The 17065-nt window shown below is 72.6% G+C and carries 12 protein-coding genes, 1 tRNA gene and 1 pseudogene; 2 read left to right on the top strand and 12 right to left on the bottom strand.

Annotated features, from left to right (window positions below; translation table 11 throughout):
* Nucleotides 1–81 precede the first annotated feature (81 nt).
* Nucleotides 82–1758 (top strand): PucR family transcriptional regulator, encoded by a 1677-nt coding sequence (locus OG303_RS30355; protein ID WP_405872315.1) that lies wholly within the window; start codon nt 82–84, stop codon nt 1756–1758.
* On the opposite strand, the gene dapE is transcribed toward OG303_RS30355, so the two are convergent.
* The 4 genes from dapE to OG303_RS30335 all read right to left on the bottom strand — a co-directional run bounded on the left by dapE (nt 1718) and on the right by OG303_RS30335 (nt 7299).
* Complete coding sequence (gene dapE / locus OG303_RS30350; protein WP_405872313.1) at nt 1718–2803, bottom strand: succinyl-diaminopimelate desuccinylase; 1086 nt, start codon at nt 2801–2803, stop codon at nt 1718–1720. The genes OG303_RS30355 and dapE overlap by 41 nt on opposite strands.
* Nucleotides 2800–4254: an amino acid permease gene (locus tag OG303_RS30345; RefSeq protein WP_405872312.1), complete on the bottom strand. Its 1455-nt coding sequence runs from the start codon at nt 4252–4254 to the stop codon at nt 2800–2802. The genes dapE and OG303_RS30345 overlap by 4 nt, the downstream gene beginning before the upstream one ends.
* Nucleotides 4255–4508: 254 nt before the next feature.
* Nucleotides 4509–5150 carry an IclR family transcriptional regulator gene (locus OG303_RS30340; protein WP_405872310.1) on the bottom strand — a complete coding sequence of 214 codons (642 nt, stop codon included), beginning with the start codon at nt 5148–5150 and terminating at the stop codon, nt 4509–4511.
* A 358-nt stretch (nt 5151–5508) separates the two neighbouring features.
* Nucleotides 5509–7299, bottom strand: coding sequence for a DEAD/DEAH box helicase (locus OG303_RS30335; protein WP_405872309.1), 1791 nt, complete (start codon nt 7297–7299; stop codon nt 5509–5511).
* 549 nt (nt 7300–7848) lie between these two features.
* Between OG303_RS30335 and OG303_RS30330 the strand changes: the two genes are divergently transcribed.
* Nucleotides 7849–7920 (top strand) — tRNA-Cys (locus OG303_RS30330).
* 60 nt (nt 7921–7980) lie between these two features.
* Here the strand turns inward: OG303_RS30330 and OG303_RS30325 are convergent.
* The 8 genes and pseudogenes from OG303_RS30325 to OG303_RS30290 form a co-directional block, all read right to left on the bottom strand.
* Nucleotides 7981–8163: pseudogene (locus OG303_RS30325) on the bottom strand (GNAT family N-acetyltransferase); the annotation flags it as partial.
* Nucleotides 8164–8277: 114 nt separating this feature from the next.
* Nucleotides 8278–9438 carry an SUKH-4 family immunity protein gene (locus tag OG303_RS30320; RefSeq protein ID WP_405872307.1) on the bottom strand — a complete coding sequence of 387 codons (1161 nt, stop codon included), beginning with the start codon at nt 9436–9438 and terminating at the stop codon, nt 8278–8280.
* Between the two features lie 150 nt (nt 9439–9588).
* On the bottom strand, nt 9589–10134 hold the full coding sequence (locus OG303_RS30315; RefSeq protein ID WP_405877566.1) for an AAA family ATPase: 546 nt from the start codon (nt 10132–10134) through the stop codon (nt 9589–9591).
* Nucleotides 10135–10147: 13 nt separating this feature from the next.
* The gene (locus OG303_RS30310) at nt 10148–10282 is read right to left on the bottom strand and encodes a hypothetical protein (protein WP_405872306.1); all 135 of its coding nucleotides are present in this window, start codon (nt 10280–10282) and stop codon (nt 10148–10150) included.
* A complete protein-coding gene (locus OG303_RS30305; RefSeq protein WP_405872305.1) occupies nt 10279–12588 on the bottom strand; it encodes a xanthine dehydrogenase family protein molybdopterin-binding subunit in 2310 nt (769 codons plus the stop codon). Before OG303_RS30305 ends, OG303_RS30310 begins: the two co-directional genes overlap by 4 nt.
* Complete coding sequence (locus tag OG303_RS30300; RefSeq protein ID WP_405872304.1) at nt 12585–14288, bottom strand: 2Fe-2S iron-sulfur cluster-binding protein; 1704 nt, start codon at nt 14286–14288, stop codon at nt 12585–12587. Before OG303_RS30300 ends, OG303_RS30305 begins: the two co-directional genes overlap by 4 nt.
* Nucleotides 14285–15178 (bottom strand): FAD binding domain-containing protein, encoded by an 894-nt coding sequence (locus OG303_RS30295; RefSeq protein ID WP_405872302.1) that lies wholly within the window; start codon nt 15176–15178, stop codon nt 14285–14287. The genes OG303_RS30300 and OG303_RS30295 overlap by 4 nt, the downstream gene beginning before the upstream one ends.
* Before the next feature lie 261 nt (nt 15179–15439).
* Complete coding sequence (locus OG303_RS30290; RefSeq protein WP_405872300.1) at nt 15440–17065, bottom strand: beta-N-acetylhexosaminidase; 1626 nt, start codon at nt 17063–17065, stop codon at nt 15440–15442.

Genomic DNA, 17065 nt, shown 5'->3' with positions numbered 1-17065 from the left:
GATCGGCCAATCAGGAGCCGGGCTGCCGGTCGCCCGCATCCGCGCATCCCGCATCCCCGTCCCCGCAATCGAGGAGCCCCCATGGACGCCTGCACCCTCGGCGACCTCCTGGACGTCATCGGCGGCCCCTCCGTACGCCTGCACACCGCCCCCGCCGGGCTCACCGCCCCGGTCACCGAGGCGGTGCTGTACGACGCGCACGCCCCGCTGCCGCAGGCGCCGGGTGCGCTGCTGCTGGCGGTCGGGGTGCGGGCGGCGGCGGCCGGGCCGCTGGTGCGGGTGGTCGCGGAGGCCGGGATGACCGGGCTCGTCGTACGCGGCCCGGACGGACCGGTGGGCGAGGCCGAGGCGCACGGCGTCGCGCTGCTGTCGGTCGACGAGGACGCCGCCTGGCACCACGTGCACCTGCTGCTGTCCTCGGCGATCGGCGCCCGGCCCGGGCCCTCGGCCGGCGGCCTCGGGGACCTGTTCGCGCTCGCGGACGCCGTCGCGGCGGCGACCGGCGGGGCGACGGCCGTGGAGGACCCGCGGCAGCGGATCCTCGCCTACTCCACCGTCCCCGGGCAGCCGGTCGACGAGGACCGGCGGCAGGGCATCCTCGGCCTCCAGGTGCCGGTCAGTCCGGCCAACTCCGAGCAGTACCGCGTGCTGTTCGCGGCCGCGGGTCCGGTACGGCTGCCCGCGCTGCGCGAGAGCGACCTGCCCCGCCTCGCGGTCGCCGTGCGGGCCGGCGGCGAGACGCTCGGCTCGGTCTGGGTGGTCGACGACGGCACGCTCGCGCCCGACGCCGAGGAGACCCTCGCGCAGGGCGCGTCCACGGCGGCGCTGCTCCTGCTGCGGGCCCGGGCGGCGCAGGAGCTGGCCCGCCACCAGAACAGCGACCTGCTGCGCCGCCTGCTCGACGGCACGGCCGACGCGTCGACGGCCGCCCAGCGCCTGGGACTTGACGGGGGGCTGCGGGTGGCCGCGTTCGTGCTGGACGCCGCGAGCCTGCCGGACGCCGAGCAGACCGCGCTGCGCCTGCTGGACGTCGTACGCCTGCAGTGCGAGGCGCGTTACGGGCGGCACGCCTGCGTGCTCGTCGACGGGGTGGTGTACGCGGTCCTTCCGGCGCCCGGGGCCCAGCCGCAGGGGCGCGCCGGTGTCGAGCGATCGAGCGCGCGGAGGCCCGAAGGGCTGAGCACGGTCGGTCGCTCGACACCGGCTGAAGCGCCCCGGAGGCGAACAGATGAACACAGCCACAAGCGGTTGGCCCAGGACATCGTGGCGCGGGCGGGGCAGGCGTTGCGGGTGCCCGTGCGGGCGGCGCTGGGCGAGGTGGTGGCGGGGCCGGCGCAGGCCGTGAGGTCGCGGGAGGACGCCGAGTTGGTGCTGCGGGTGCTCGGCCCCGACCTGCCGGTGGCGACGGTGGACGAGGTGCGCCCGCGCGTGACGCTGCTGCGACTGGCCGAAGTGCTGGGCGAGCGGCGGGAGTTGAGCGCGGGGCCGTGGCGGCGCGTGCTGGCGTACGACGAGACGCACGGCACCGACTACGCGCGCACGCTGGTCAGTTGGTTCGACGCGGGCTGCGACATGGCGGGGGCGGCGAAGCTGCTCGCCGTGCACCCGAACACCTGCCGCTACCGTCTGAAGCAGGCACAGCAGCACGTCGGGATCGACCTCGACGATCCCGACGAACGGCTGGTGCTGTGGCTGCAGTTGAGGACGCTGGCGGGGCTCAGCGGAGCCATCGCCGCAGGCGTTCCTCGCACTCCCTGAGATGGGCCACCGGCACGTACTCCCCCGCCGTGTGCGCGAGCGTCGGGTCTCCGGGGCCGTAGTTGAGGGCGGGTACCCCGAGCGACGAGAACCGGGCCACGTCCGTCCAGCCGAGCTTGGGGCGTGGCGTGGCGCCGAGCGCGGCGACGAGGTCGGTGATCCGGTCGAGCCCCGGAAGGGCGCCCGGCACGGCCTCGGTGACGCGGACCTCGTACTCGGGGAAGAGCTTGCGCACGTACGCCTCCGCCTCCTCGGGCGAACGGCTGGGCGCGAAGCGGGAGTTGACGGTGATCACGCACTCGTCGGGTACGACGTTGCCCGCGACCCCGGCCCGCACGGCGACGGCACTCAGCCCCTCCCGGTACTCCAGCCCGTCGATCACGACGCGCTCGGACGTGTGGTCGGCGAGGCGTTGGAGGACGGGGGCGGCGAGGTGCGCGGCGTTGGTGCCCATCCAGGCGCGGGCGGTGTGGGCCCGTTCGCCGCGTACGACGATGTCGGCGCTGAGCACCCCCTGGCAGCCGGCCTCGATGCCGGCGTCGGAGGGTTCCATGAGGACGGCGAGGTCGGCGTCCTCGATCAGTTCGGGGCGCTCGGCGGCGATCCGGTGCAGCCCGTTGCGGTCGCCCTCGACCTCCTCGCACTCGTAGAAGACGTAGGTGAGGTCGCGGGTGGGGGCCGGGACAGTGACCGCGAGGCGGAGGGCGACGGCGACGCCGCCCTTCATGTCGCAGGCGCCGAGGCCGTGCACGCGGTCGTCGCGGAGTACGGAAGGCAGGTTCCCGGCGGCCGGGACCGTGTCCAAGTGCCCGGCGAGGACGGCCCGTTGAGGGCGGCCGAGGTCGGTGCGGGCGACGACCGAGTTGCCGATCCGCTCGACGGTGAGGTGGGGAAGGGCGCGCAGGGCGGCCTCCACGGCGTCCGCGAGCGGGCGTTCGTCGCCGCTCTCGGACGGGATGTCGACGAGGGCGCGGGTGAGGGCGACGACGTCGGAGCTGAGGTCGAGGTCCGGGACTCGGCCGCGGTCCGGGTCCGGGGCACTCACGCGGCCGTCTCCTTGCTCCGGTTGAGCTTGGAGTGCCGGACGCCGTAACACCCGTAGATCAACAGCCCCACCGCCATCCAGCTGCCGAACGCGATCCAGGTGTCGGCGCCGAGGCTGAACAGCATGTAGGCGCAGAAGCCGACGCCCAGGATCGGCGTGACGGGAGAGAACGGGACGCGGAAGGAGCGGGGCGCCTCGGGACTGCGCCGGCGCAGCAGCACGACCGCCAGGTTGACCAGCATGAAGGCGAAGAGGGTGCCGATGCTGGTGGCGTCGGCGAGGCTGCCCAGCGGGATCAGGGCGGCGAGGACGGCGATGAAGGACGAGACGATGACCGTGTTGGCGCGCGGGACGCCCGTGCGCGGGTGCACCTTGGCGAACAGCGGCGGCACGAGCCCGTCCCGTGCCATCGCGAACAGGATGCGGATCTGCCCGTACTGGACGGTGAGCACCACGCTGGTGGTGGCGACGACGGCACCGATGGAGAGCAGGATCGGCCACAGACTCCCGCCGCCCACGCTCTGCACGAGCACCTGGCTCAGCGTGGCCTCGGTGCCCTCGAACTTCCGCCACGGCATGGCGCCGAGCGCGGCGACGGCGACGGCGACGTAGAGGGCGGTGACGAGGACGAGGGAGATGATGATCGCGCGGGGCAGGTCGCGCTGCGGGTTGCGGGCCTCCTCGCCGGCCGTGGAGGCGGCGTCGAACCCGATGTAGGAGAAGAAGAGCGAGGCCGCGCCCGCACTCATCCCGGCGGCGCCGAGCGGGAAGAGGGGCTGGAAGTTCCCGGCGTGGAAGGCGGTGAGGGCGACCGCGCAGAACATCACCAGCGCGGCGATCTTCACGCCGACCATGATGGCGTTGGCGACGGCGCTCTCGCGGGCGCCGCGCAGCAGGACGACCATCGCGAGGACGACGATGAGGGCGGCCGGAATGTTGAGGGTGCCGCCGAGGCCGGGCGGGGCGCTCAGCGACTCGGGGAGGGTCACACCGAGGGTGAGGTCGAGCAGCTCGTTGACGTACTGCCCCCAGCCGACGGCCACGGCGGCGACGGAGACCCCGTACTCCAGGATCAGACACCAGCCGCAGACCCAGGCGACGAGCTCCCCGAGGGTGGCGTAGGCGTAGCTGTACGACGACCCCGAGCCGGGGATCATGCCGGCCAGCTCGGCGTACGACAGCGCGGAGAACAGCGCGGTCACACCGGCCAGCACGAACGACACGACGATCGCGGGCCCGGCCTCCGGCACGGCCTCCCCGAGCACGACGAAGATGCCGGTGCCCAGGGTGGCCCCCACGCTGAGCAGGGTGAGCTGGGCGACGCCCATGGTGCGCTTGAGCGGACTGCCGGCGGCGGCGTCGACGGCCGCGCCCACCCCCTGCCGCCGCGTCCACTTGCCTACGGGGCCTGTCCGTTGCCCACTCTCGGACCGAGTCTCGACTGCGTCCACCCTGCCGCTCCCTCCGCGGTTGTACTGCTTGGCCCTGATGATGCGGAGGGGCGGGAGGGTGGCGGTGGGCGGATCGGTCAGAGATTGGGGGAGGGTTTTGGCGGCCCGGCCAAAGCGGCATCGGCGAGTGAAACCTGGGTGCGCTGCAGCGCACCGACAGGTGCGCGGGGCTGTCTCGACATGCGGCTCCGCCGCGTGGGCGCGACCAGCCACGAGCAATCCGCAGCCGCCAAAAAACGCAACCACTCACGGCGCTAACGCAAGGCTTCAGCAACCTCCCGAGCCGCATCAACACAACGAGGCCCCACCCGCTCAGGCACCGCATCGGCCAGCATCACGACACCGACACTGCCCTCAACACCGGTGACCCCCAGCAGAGGAGCCGCGGCCCCACTCGCCCCCGCCTCCAACTCCCCATGGGTCAAGGTGTATCCGGGCTCCGTCACCGGCTTGGCCCGCGCGGCAAGAATCGCCCTGCCCGCGGCCCCCCGGTCCAACGGATGCCTGAACCCGGCCCGGTACGCCACGTGATAGTCCGTCCACGTGGGCTCGACGACGGCAACGGCCAGCGCGTCGGCCCCGTCCACCAAGGTGAGATGCGCGGTCGCTCCGATGTCCTCGGCCAGCGACCGGAGCGCCGGCAAGGCGGCCTCCCGCACCAGCGGATGCACCTGGCGGCCCAGTCGCAGCACTCCGAGCCCGACCCGGGCGCGACCGCCCAAGTCCCGGCGTACGAGCGCATGTTGTTCCAGCGTGGCGAGCAACCGGTACACAACGGTCCGGTTCACGCCCAGTCGATTGGATAGCTCGGTGACGGTCAGCCCGTGGTCCGTATCGGCCAGCAGCTTGAGGACACGCAGTCCTCGGTCGAGCGTCTGAGAGGTCTCCGCGGTCACGACGCCCACTCCTCCAAGTGGTGAGGTCGGCGTCCCCCGCGCAACGGTGCGCCACCGAGTCCCGTCGGTGACGCGCAACAGAGGCCGCCGATCGGCCGGCGGCCCGGCCTGTGCCGAGCCGCGTCGCTTCACGGCTGCGCTCCGCGGCGGCGCTGCCACGGGGCGTGTGCGTAGCGGGACAGTAGCGAAGCGGGTTCGCTCAGCGGAAGTCTCCGTCCAGAATCCGGGCACTTCACGGGAGAGACTGCCTCTGTTTGTCCGGATACGTACGGCGCACGGTACGCACCGTGCACCACACCTGCACTCAGCGCACACGCCCCGACCCGGATATCGGTACTCCCGGACACGGGTGCGGGCGTCACTTCATGCGCGTGGCCCACTCCTGCACCTTGGCGATGCGCTGCCGCAGCTGCCCGGCCGTGGCCTCGGCGCTCGGCGGGCCGCCGCACACGCGCCGCAGCTCGGTGTGGATGACACCGTGCGGCTTGCCGCTCTGATGGGTGTACGCGCTGACCATCGTGTTGAGCTGCTTCCTGAGCTCCATCATCTCCTTGTGGGAGACGACGGGCCGCCGCTCGGCGGGCAGCTCCAGCAGGTCGGCCTCGCTGTCCGGCTTCTTGCGGCTGTGCGCGATCTGCCGGGCCTGCCGCTTCTGGAGCAGCATCTGCACCTGGTCGGGTTCGAGCAGCCCCGGGATGCCGAGGTAGTCCTGCTCCTCCTCGCTCCCCGGGTGGGCCTGCATGCCGAACTCGGCGCCGTCGTAGAGCACCCGGTCGAAGACGGCCTCGGACTCCAGCGCCTCGAAGGAGAACTGCTCCTGCTCGCCGGTGTCCTCGTCCTGCTCCTTGTTCGCCTCCTCCATCTCCTTCTCGGATTCGGCGTACGGGTCCTCCTCGCCCTCCTTCTTCGGCTTGTCGAGGGCGTGGTCGCGCTCGACCTCCATCTCGCCTGCGAAGGTGAGGAGGTCGGGGACGGTGGGGAGGAAGACGGAGGCGGTCTCGCCGCGCCGCCGGGACCGCACGAAGCGGCCGACGGCCTGGGCGAAGAAGAGGGGCGTGGAGATGGTCGTCGCATAGACCCCGACGGCGAGCCGCGGCACGTCGACGCCTTCCGACACCATCCGTACGGCGACCATCCACCGGTCGTTGCTGCCGCTGAACTCGTCGATCCGCTTGGACGCACCGGTGTCGTCGGACAGCACGACCGTGGCCTTCGAACCGGTGATCTCGCGGATGAGCTTGGCGTACGCGCGCGCCGAGTCCTGATCGGAGGCGATGACGAGGGCACCGGCGTCCGGGATGGCCTTACGGACCTCGGTCAGCCGCTGGTCGGCGGCGCGCAGCACGCTGGGCATCCACTCGCCGCGCGCGTCGAGAGCCGTACGCCAGGCCTGACTGATCGCGTCCTTGGTCATCGGCTCGCCGAGCCGCGCGGCGATCTCGTCACCGGCCTTGGTGCGCCAGCGCATGTTGCCGCTGTAGGAGAGGAATATGACGGGCCGGACGACCCCGTCCGACAGCGCGGACCCGTAGCCGTACGTGTAGTCGGCGGCGGACCGCCGAATCCCGTCGTTTCCCTCCTCGTACGTCACGAAGGGGATGGGGTTGGTGTCGGAACGGAACGGCGTACCGGTGAGCGCGAGCCGCCGGGTGGCCGGCTCGAAGGCCTCGAGGCAGGCCTCGCCCCACGACTTGCTGTCACCGGCGTGATGGATCTCGTCGAGGATGACCAGGGTCTTGCGCTGCTCGACGCGGTTGCGGTGCAGCATGGGCCGCACGCCGACACCGGCGTACGTCACCGCGACGCCCTGGTAGTCGCGGCCGAGCGGACCCGCGCTGTACTCGGGGTCCAGCTTGATCCCGATCCGGGCGGCCGCCTCGGCCCACTGCTTCTTCAGATGCTCGGTCGGCGCGACCACTGTCACCTGCTGCACGACGTGGTGATGCAGCAGCCAGGAGGCGAGCGTCAGCGCGAAGGTGGTCTTGCCGGCGCCAGGGGTGGCGACGGCAAGGAAGTCACGCGGCTGCTCCTGGACGTACTTCTCCATCGCCCCTTGCTGCCAGGCACGCAGCTTGCCGGCGGTACCCCAGGGGGCGCGGCCGGGAAAGGCGGGAGAGAGATGGTGGGAGGAGGCGGCGGTGGTAGTCACGGTCTCCGTGGGGTGGTCGGGCGGCAGGCTGGCTGTGTATGACAACCGGGCCACCCTACCGGCGGCCCGGCGGTGCCAACGCGCGGACAAGGCCGGGTCGCCCCCGGGTGGGACCCACGTCACAGCCGACGCAGCCACCTCAGCGCGCGAGGCGCGGCACATCGGGCCGCGCTCTTGGACACGTCCAGGACACCCTGGCAGACGCCGAGCACGAACCGTTCGGCCTCGTCCACGCGGGAAGTCCGCGTCCAACTCCCGCGCCGCGACACCCCCTTGAGCGCCCGACAGAACCGCCCCACCCCGCCCTCACCGAAGCGACCTGCGACTTGGTCTGCGACTTACGACTTGGTCTGCGACTTACGACTTGGTCTGCGGCTGCGGGGGCGCGCGGCGCAAGGACAGTCGTCGTACGCCCATGCCGTCCGCCATTCATGAACGGCGTATGGCAGTCCCGTTGCAGCCCCCGCGCTCCCCTTGAGCCCCTCCCCCACGGCGCTCTACGGTCATCTCACCGAGTTCGGCACGGAGCCCAGCGCTCCACCCCGACAAGGCCGTGTGCCCGAGTGGCTTAGGGACTCGCCTGCAAAGCGAGGCACGTGGGTTCAATTCCCGCCACGGCCTCAAGAAGTGCTCCGTGGCCGACCACCGTCGTGTGGTCGGCCACGTGTGCGTGTCCGGTTCTCACGGGTACGGCGTAGTCCTCGCCACATGGCTGTGCAGCAGGCGGGCGGAGGGCTCGAAGCCGTGGCGGGCGTACGCCGGGATCGCTCGGGGGGTGGAGTGCACGGTGACCCGTTCGAGGCCGAGGTCTCGCGCCGCGGACAGGGTGGCCTCAATGAGCAGGCCGCCCAGGCCGGCGTCCCGTGCCTCGGGCGTCGTCGTTTTCCGCGACCCAGCGCCGGCGGAGTTCGGCCACCGCCGGCAGGTCGGCCGGTTCGGCCGGGCGGACGGTGATGCTCTCCGGCACGGGCACGTCGGTCAGAGTGCCCCGCCCGCCTCGTCCTGGAACGCCCGGGTCCAGTAGTGCCAGTCCGCGTCGGTCGTGGTGGCCGTCTGGTCCACGGCGGCGAGGACGTGCAGCATGGTCGCGGCCAACTGGTCGTATGCCTGGGTCGTGAGTTCGTGGGACAGGTACTTGTCGATCGCCCGCTCACGGTGGTGCAGCCAGAGGGTGAAGGCGAGGGTGGAGACGTCCGTGTTGAGGGGGAACAGCCTCGCCTCGGGCTCGCTCCAGTTCAGGACCTCGCCCGTGGCGCCGTCCACCACCAGGCTGTTGTCCTCGACCAGGTGACCGAGGCGTATCAAGTGGTCGGCCCTGGCGGGGAGTTCGAAGGGGGAGGCGGTGCCGGAACGGTCGTCCGCGGCATACTCCGTCAGCGTCTGGAGCGGTACGTCCGTGTCGAGCTGGAAGAGGATCGTGTCCTCCGGCAGGCCCGTCTCGCGCAGGAAGCGGCGGGTCGGCTCGTGAGTGAGTGTGGCCGGGAAGTCGACGTCCTCGAAGCGGGCCACGCGCGCGTGCCCGAACTCCTGGTCCAGGAGACGCCCGGGGACGTCCAGGGTGAGGCCCCGCTCCGTGCCGGGGCCGGTCGCCAGGGCCAGCGGTCGGATCAGGGCCGCCGCCTTCCAGTACGGCGGGACCTGCCCGTCCGTGCCCTCCTCGAACAGCGCCAGGAGCCGCCGTGACGCGTCGGCCGCCGCCTCGGTGCCGTGACGGCCGGCGAAGGACGCGAACTGCCCTCGCAGGTCCGCCAGTTCCTCGGTGACCGCGGCGAACCGCACCAGCGCCTCCAGGGAGGGCGCCAGGGGACGGTCGTCCATCAGCTCCAGCAGATACGAAGTGGTGATCGCGCCCGTGCCGCCGTCGAGGAGGATCGACTCCGCCTCCATGCCCGCCGGGGCGAGCAGTTCCCCTATCACCAGCCGGTCCCGCAGCTCCTGCGCGAGATCCGGGCCGCCGTCCGCGGACTCCGCCAGCGTGCGCAGGCCGTCCTCGCGCAAGGCGGCGAACGTCAACAGGGCGCCGACGGACGGGAGTCCGGGCCCCGTCAGCCAGTGGCGCGTCGGCGCGTGCGTGACGTACGGATCGAGTTGGTCCTCGGTGAAGGTGATCGTCGCCGCGGCGACATCGGTCGTGCTCATGGCTTCCCCCGCGTGTGCTTCAACGCATGTGCTTCAACGCATGTACTTCAGCGCGCGCATCTCAGCGCGTCCCCCACTGCTCAGAACAGTACGCCCCGCCACTGACAACGCCCCCCGGATCGCCCAGAGCCGTCCCGCACCACAGGACGCTCAGCGCACCCTCGCCCGTTCCCGCCCCGCGAGAATCGCCTCGACCGTCTCCCCCACCGTCAGCTCCGAGCTGTCCAGCCACAACCCGAGCCGGGGAGTGTCCGTGCGCAAGGCCCCGTCCAGGTCCTCGACCGTCCACGCCCCGTAGCCGGTCTTCGCCCGCCCCGCCTCTCGCGCCGCGACGGCCTCGGGGCTCGGAGCCAGTACGACGACGTGGAGGGGCCGGGTGCGGACCAGGCCGACGTACACCGGCAGGTCCTCCCCCAGCACCACGTCCTGGACCACGGCCGTGAACCCGGCCTCCGCATACGCGTCCGCCGTCGCCGCCGACAGCCGGTACCGCAACCGGAGTTGGGCCGTGCCCTCGCACGCGCCGTCGCTCTCGCCGTCGGCCCCGGGGACGTACTCCTCGCGTCCGGACACGATCATCCGCCGGAAGACGTCCCCGCGGACGTGCGCCGCCCTCGGCAGCCTCTCCGCCAGCGCCTGCGCGACCGTCGACTTCCCGGCCGCCATCACGCCGGTGATCAGCACCACGCCACGCATCACGTGCCGCGCGTCACGTGAAGTACACGCCGCCGAGCACAACCGCCAGCGCCGCCCCCATGAAGGCCAGCATCCACACCAGCAACTTGCCGATGCCGGGCGGCTGTTCGTACCGCGGCTCGTCGAGCTCGGGCTCCGGCGCGGTCACCAGTCGGTCACCACCGCGGCCTGCGGCCTTATCGGCAGCCGGTTCACCGGGCGGCCCGTTGCGGCCCGTACGGCGGAGGCAACGGCCGCCGGGGACGTGACCACCGGCACCGCGCTGACCGCCTTCGCGCCGAAGGGGGCGACCACGTCTCGCTCCTCCACGAGCTTGACGATCCGGATCTCGGGCGCGTCCAGGGACGTCGGCAAGGCGTAACCCGTCAGGTCCGGGTGGCGGATCAACCCGCGCGCGGTGCGCAGGTTTTCCGTCAGCGCGATGCCCACGCCCTGGGTGACGCCCGCCTCGATACGGGCGGCCAGCTGGGCCGGGTTCAGCACCCGGCCGACGTCCTGGGCGAGCGCCATCTCCACGACCCGTACCGAACCGAGCTCGATGTCGACGTCGACGACCGCGCGAATGGCGCAGAAGGCCATGCCGACGAAGGCGTCACCCTGGCCGACGTCGTTCAGTGGCTCCGTGGGGTGGGGGCGGCACTGGGCCGTCGCCCACAGCTCCTTGCCGTCCATCGCCTCGGTGACGGTGGTCGACAGGACGCCGTCGTACGACGTGATCTTGCCGTCGGTGATCTGGAGGAGTTCGGTCGACATGCCGAACTTGTGCGCCAGCGGCTGCAACAGCTGCGTGCGGACCATCTTCGCCGCGCGCTCCACCGCGCCGCCCGACACCCAGGTGTGGCGGCTGCGGCAGCCCGCCCCGGCCGGCGGCTGGTCGGTGTCGACGGGGGCGACATGCACCTCGTCGATGCCCAGCGTCTCCTGGACGATCTGGCGGGCCAGCGTCGTGAAGCCCTGGCCCGTCTCGACGGCCGCGCACAGCACCGTCGCCACGCCGTCCTGGACCTTCACGGTCGCCGTGGAGACCTCGTCGGCGCCTTCCGTGCCGAGCATGTGCACCATGCCCAGGCCGTAGCCCACGCCCCGACGCACCGCGCCCGGTTCACCCGCGCCCTCGGGGCCGCCGGGCAGCAGCCACTCGTCCTCGGGGGTGTCCTTGGGCAGGGCGGGGAGCGGGAAGTCCCGTACCGCCTGCAGGAGTTCGGCGACCGGCGCCGGGCAGGTCACGGTCTGGCCGGTCGGGAGTACGTCCCCGGTGGCCATGGCGTTGCGCAGGCGCAGTTCGGCCGGGTCGGCGCCCAGCTTCTTCGCGAGCTTGTCCATCTGGGCCTCGTAGGCGGCGCAGACCTGCATCGCGCCCTCGCCGCGCACATGGCCGGAGGGCGGGTTGTTGGTGCGTACGGCCCAGCCCTCGATGAAGGCGTTCGGGACGACGTAGGGGCCGCAGGCGAAGCCCACGGCGGCGGCCAGGGCCTCGGCGGACGTGTCGGCGTACGCACCCGCGTCGAGCAGGATCTGTGCCTCGACCTTCACCAGCCTGCCCTCGGCGTCGGCGTGGTGGCGGTAGCGCAGCAGGGTCGGGTGCCGGTGGGTGTGGCCGAGGAAGGACTCTTCGCGCGTCGCGGTGAGTTTCACCGGGCAGCCCGTCTTCAACGCCAGCAGGCCCAGCGGGACTTGGAAGCCCTGGTCCTCGCGGTCGGCCGTCGCGCCGGGGACGCCGGTGACGACGATCTTGACGCGCTCGGGGTCGAGGCCGTAGCAGGCGGCGGCCGTGTCGCGGTCCTTGTGCGGGTCGGTGGAGGCCAGGTAGAGCTCGACGCCGCCGTCGGGGCGGGGCACGGCGAGGCCGGCCTCGGCGCCGATGGGGGCCGGGTCCTGGCGGCCGATGCGGTACTGGCCCTCGACGACGATCTCGCCGACCGCGTCCGGGTCGCCGTGGCTCAGCGGGATGTGCCGGATCAGGTTGCCGTCGGGGTGCAGCGGCTCGGCCTCGAACGACTGCTCGGGGTCGGTCACCGGGTCGAGTACTTCGTACTCGACGATGACGGCCGCGGCGGCCATGCGCGCGGTGTCGGGGTGGTCGGCGGCGACGGCGGCGATGGGCTCGCCGTGGTGGCGCACGACCTCGGAGGCGAACACGGGCCGGTCGATGCTGCCGCGGCCGTAGCGGGCGGCGCCCGGCACGTCCTCGTGCGTGACGACGGCCCGTACGCCGGGCATCTCACGCGCGTGGGAGGTGTCGATGGACACAATGCGCGCGTGCGGGTGCGGGGAGCGCAGCACGGCGGCCCACAGCAGGCCCTCGGCCCACAGGTCGGCCGCGTACGGGAACGTGCCCTCGGTCTTGGCGCGGGCGTCGGCGGCCGGCAGGGAGGCGCCGAGGCCGTGCGGCAGCTGCTCGGGAGCGGGTGCTGCCTCCACGGGTGTGGTCGCGGTGGCGGCTTCGTTGCTCACGCCTGGCCTCCGTCCTGTCCGTACGGCTGGTCATGCGGTCCCGGTGTCGCCGGGGACCCGGGTGACTCGAAAGCCGACGGGTTGACACCGCCGGCTCCCGGACCCGCCTGGTGAGGGATACGTGCCTCGTCGCCGTCGTGTTCGGAGGCATCGCCCGCGGAGTGCGCCTCGCGTTCGGCGACGACCTCCTGGACGGCGTCCACGACACCCCGGTAGCCGGAGCAGCGGCACAGGTTGCCGCACAGGGCCTGGCGGGTCTCCAGCTCGGTCGGCGCCGGGTTGCCCTCCAGCAGGTCGTGCACCGTCATCGCCATGCCGGGCACGCAGAAACCGCACTGCACCGCGCCGCACCGGGCGAGCGCGCGCTGCACGTCCGAGGGCTGCCCGTCGACCGCCAGCCCCTCGACCGTACGGACCTCGCTGCCGGCGGCGGTCACGGCCGGCACCAGGCAGGAGGCCACGAGCCGTCCGTCGACCTGCACGTTGCAGGCCCCGCACTCGCCCTGCGAGCAGCCGTCCTTGGCGCCCGCGAGGCCGAGCCGCTCGCGCAGCACGTAGAGCAGCGACTCTCCGATCCAGGCGTCGGAGACCGGGCGTTCCACACCGTTGACGCGCAGCACGTAGGAGGCGAGCGGGTGTTCCTCACCGGAAGCCGACGGGGCGCCGTCGGTTGCGGCGGCGTCCGGGTCCTCGGTGGAGTCCGGGCCGACCGAAGTGTCGGGGGAATCGGTCGCGTTGGCGGCGGCGGGCCCGGACGCGGTGTCCGCGGCGGGCTCCACGAGCGGCTCCACAGGCCTCTCGTGCGCCTCTACGGCCCCCTGGGCGCCCTCCGCCGCCTCTGCGGCCTCACCGGGCCCGTGCGCGGGCTGTGAGGCGGCTACGGAGGATTGCGCGGGCGTCTCGGCGTAGGGGTCGGCGGTGTGCGGCCGCGCGCTCGCGGATTCGTGCGCGGCCGCTTCCGGCTCCACGTGCGCGTGGGCGGCGGACCCGGGCCGAGGCGGCGTGTGCTCGTCGGGCCGACCACCGGTGTGCGCCGGGGGCTGCTCGTACGTGTGCCCCGCGCCCGCCGGCGACTCGGCGGCGTGTTCGCGCGCCTGCCCGGAATCGTCCCCGGGCGCCGTCGGCTCCTCGGTCTGCGGCCGGTCCCAGGACTGTCCCGCCCCCTCCGTCGCCCAGGGGGCGGGGGCGCCGCCCGGGAGCGTGGCCGGCGGGGTGCCGCCCCACTGCTGGACCAGCGACGACGTGGTGAACTCGCCCGATTCGTCCGGAAGATCACCTCCGGCCACCGGGATCGACCACTGCCCTGTCACGTCGTGACCGGGGGCGGCGCCGGCCTCGGTACCGGCGGTCTCCCCGAAGTTCCACTGCTGCGTGGTCGCGGGGTTGTACGTGAACCGGTCGTCCGCGGGATCCTGCGGCACGGCGTTCGGGTCGGGCCACTGGGCGCCGTCGGCGGGCACCGCCCAATTACCGGTCGCCGCCGGGTCGGTACCGGCGGTCTCGGGCGTGACCGTTATCGGCGGCGGCACATAGCCGTGGCCGGGCGCGGCGAGCGGTTCGGCGGAGGCCAGGAGGGCCTCGATGCCCCCTTCGGGGAGTTTCACGAAGGCGGTGGCGCCGTCGTCGTAGTCGCCCTGGGGCAGCGGGTCCCAGCGGCCGCCGCTCTGGGGCGTTCCCTCTCCGTGCTGGTCGTCGGTCACGACAGCGCCCTCCCCAGTGCTCGTCGGGCCAGTGCGGCGACGGTGCGCCGCAGGTGCAGTACGGCGGGCGGAAGCTGTGGAACGGTGCCGTCCCCCTCGGGGACGGGGTCGGGGATGCAGGCCGCGGCGACGTACTCGCCGAAGGCGGTCAGCGCCTCCGGGACGATCGTCCGGCCGTTGTCCCAGTCGATGAGCCGGGCGACCCACTGCTCGGCGTCCAGGGGCCGCAGCGGCATCGGCGCTATGGCACCGACGGCACACCGGACTCCACGCCGGGCGGGGTCGAGGACGAGCGCGACGGACGCGACCGCGCGCCCGGGGCCGGTCCGGCCGGTCGCCTTCAGGAAGACCTGCGGCGCGTGCAGCAGCGGCACGCGCACGAACCCGATGAGTTCGCCGGCGCGCAGCATGTCCACCGCGGCCAGCAGGTGCGACACCGGGATCTCCCGGCGGGCTCCGCCCGGGCCCGCGATGATCAGTGTCGCCTCCAGGGCGGCCAGCACCGGCAGTGCGTCCCCGGTGGGGGCGGCCGAGGCGATGTTGCCGCCCAGGGTGCCCGCGTTGCGGATCTGCGGCGGGCCCGCCGCGCGCGCGGCGGCGGCGAGCGCCGGGATCAGGGCGGCGAAGTCCGGGCGGCCCATGCGCGCATGGGTGAGTCCGGCGCCGAGCAGGGCGTGCCCGTCCTGGTACTGCCAGCCGCGGATCTCGCTGATCTTGCCGAGACCGACCAGTGCGGCGGGCCTGAGCTGCCCGGAGTTGACGGCGGCCATGAGGTCGGTGCCGCCGGCCACCGGCACGGCGGCGGGCACGGCGGTGAGCGCCGCCACGGCCTCGTCCAGCGTCGTGGGCAGCGTGACGGCCTGCCCCGCCTGCGGTGCGTGCGTGGTCAAACCGGCTGCCCCTTCCCGCTGCCCCACCTGGTCCCACCTGTTGCTGCCGTACGGTACGTGCTGACAGGGCGGACGTGGCAACTCTGGCACATCTTCGCAGGGCACGAAGACGGGGGTCCGCTAGGAGGCATTCGCCCACCTCACCAGGGAGATGGTCCGTTTTCGCACGGCATCACCGGTGCGCGTCGATTGACACTCTTCGGTGATGCTTACGACGTTTTTGCCTTACCTGTTCGGGAACCCACCTGCCTGTTCGTCTCTCTACCTGTTCGGGGGCGCCCCCTCGATCGGCCGCCCGAGCACACCGGGACGCTGCTGCCAGGGCAACGGCCCGGCCGGCGGCCGGTAGCCCACTCCCAGGGCGTCAAGTCGCCGGTAGTGGACGGCCATCCGCCGCTCGAAGTCGGCGTAGTCCCGGTCCGCCGGGGCGGGCAGCGAGCTCCAGGCCACCTCGGCGAAGGCCGAGAGCCGCGGGAACGTCTGGTAGTCCACGCGTGCGGGGTCCTCCATCACCTCGGTCCACACGTTGGCCTGCGTGCCGAGCACGTGCCGGGCCTCGTCGGGGGTCAACTCCGGTGGCACGGGCTCGAACCGGTAGACGTCCTCCAGGGTGCGCACGTAACCGATCGGCACCGGCTCGTCCTCGCCCGCGGCCTGACGGTGGTCCAGGTACACGTACTGCTCGGGGCACATGACGACGTCGTGACCGGCTCGCGCGGCGGCGACCCCGCCCGCGTACCCGCGCCACGAGGACACGGCCGCGCCGTCCGCGAGCCCGCCCTCCAGGATCTCGTCCCAGCCGATGAGCCTGCGCCCGCGCGCGGTCAGCCACTTGTCGAAGTGTCCGATGAACCACGCCTGCAACTCGTCCTCGTCCGCGAGCCCGAGTTCCTTGATGCGGGCCTGCGCGGTCGGTGACTGCCGCCACTGGTCCTTGAGGCATTCGTCACCGCCGACGTGAATGAAGTCGGACGGGAACAGCTCCAGCAGTTCTTCGAACACCCCCTCGTAGAAGCGAAGGGTGGTGTCAGTGGGGGCGAGTACGTTGGCGGAGATCCCCCAGGTGTCCCAGACGGAGAGCGAGGTCGTGTCGATGACGTCGGTGTTGCCGAGTTCCGGGTACGCGGTGATGGCCGCCTGCGAGTGGCCGGGTACGTCGATTTCGGGGACGACGGTGATATGCCGCTCGGCGGCGTAGGCGACGATCTCGCGGATGTCGTCCTGGGTGTAGAAGCCTCCGTGCGGCTTCTCCTCCCACAGCGGTGAGGCCCGGTGGCCGAATTTGGTGCGCGCCCGCCAGGAGCCGGCCTCGGTCAGCTTCGGGTACCGCTTGATCTCGACGCGCCAGCCCTGGTCGTCCGTCAAGTGGAAGTGGAAGACGTTGAGTTTGTGCGCGGCCATCAGGTCGAGGTGGCGCAGGACGCCTTCCTTGGGCATGAAGTGCCGCGCCACGTCGAGCATGAAGCCGCGCCAGCGGAAACGGGGCGCGTCCTCGATGGTGCCCATGGGCACGGCCCACTCCTGACCCGCCCGTACGGGAGCGCGCCGGAAGGCGTCGGGGCCGAGCAGCTGCCGGAAGGTCTGCGCACCCCAGAAGACGCCGGCCGCGCTGCCGCCCTGAATGCGGCGCGCGGAACCGTCGATGACGATGCGGTAGCCCTCCGGGGGCAGGTCCGCCTCGATGCTCAGCACGATGCGGTTGTCGTGGTCGCGGCCCTCCCGCAGGGGCAGGCCGGTGGCCGCGCCGACCGTCGAGCGCAGCCAGCGCGCAACGCCCTCGGTGCCGGGCCCCGTCTCCAGCAGCGTCGCCTCGTCGAGGGCGTCGCGGCCCGACGCGCCCTGGGTGAAGTGCCGCGGCGCCGGAATCAGTTCGATCTCTGAAGTCAC

The sequence above is a fragment of the Streptomyces sp. NBC_00005 genome, assembly GCF_045160215.1.
Classification (GTDB): Bacteria; Actinomycetota; Actinomycetes; order Streptomycetales; family Streptomycetaceae; genus Streptomyces.
This window is presented reverse-complemented; position numbering and strand designations above follow the sequence as displayed.

Coding starts and splice junctions, on each gene's coding strand:
- OG303_RS30355 (WP_405872315.1), top strand. CDS start 82: ATGGACGCCTGCACCCTCGGCGACCTCCTGGACGTCATCGGCGGCCCC.
- OG303_RS30320 (WP_405872307.1), bottom strand. CDS start 9,438: ATGAGCACGACCGATGTCGCCGCGGCGACGATCACCTTCACCGAGGAC.
- OG303_RS30315 (WP_405877566.1), bottom strand. CDS start 10,134: ATGCGTGGCGTGGTGCTGATCACCGGCGTGATGGCGGCCGGGAAGTCG.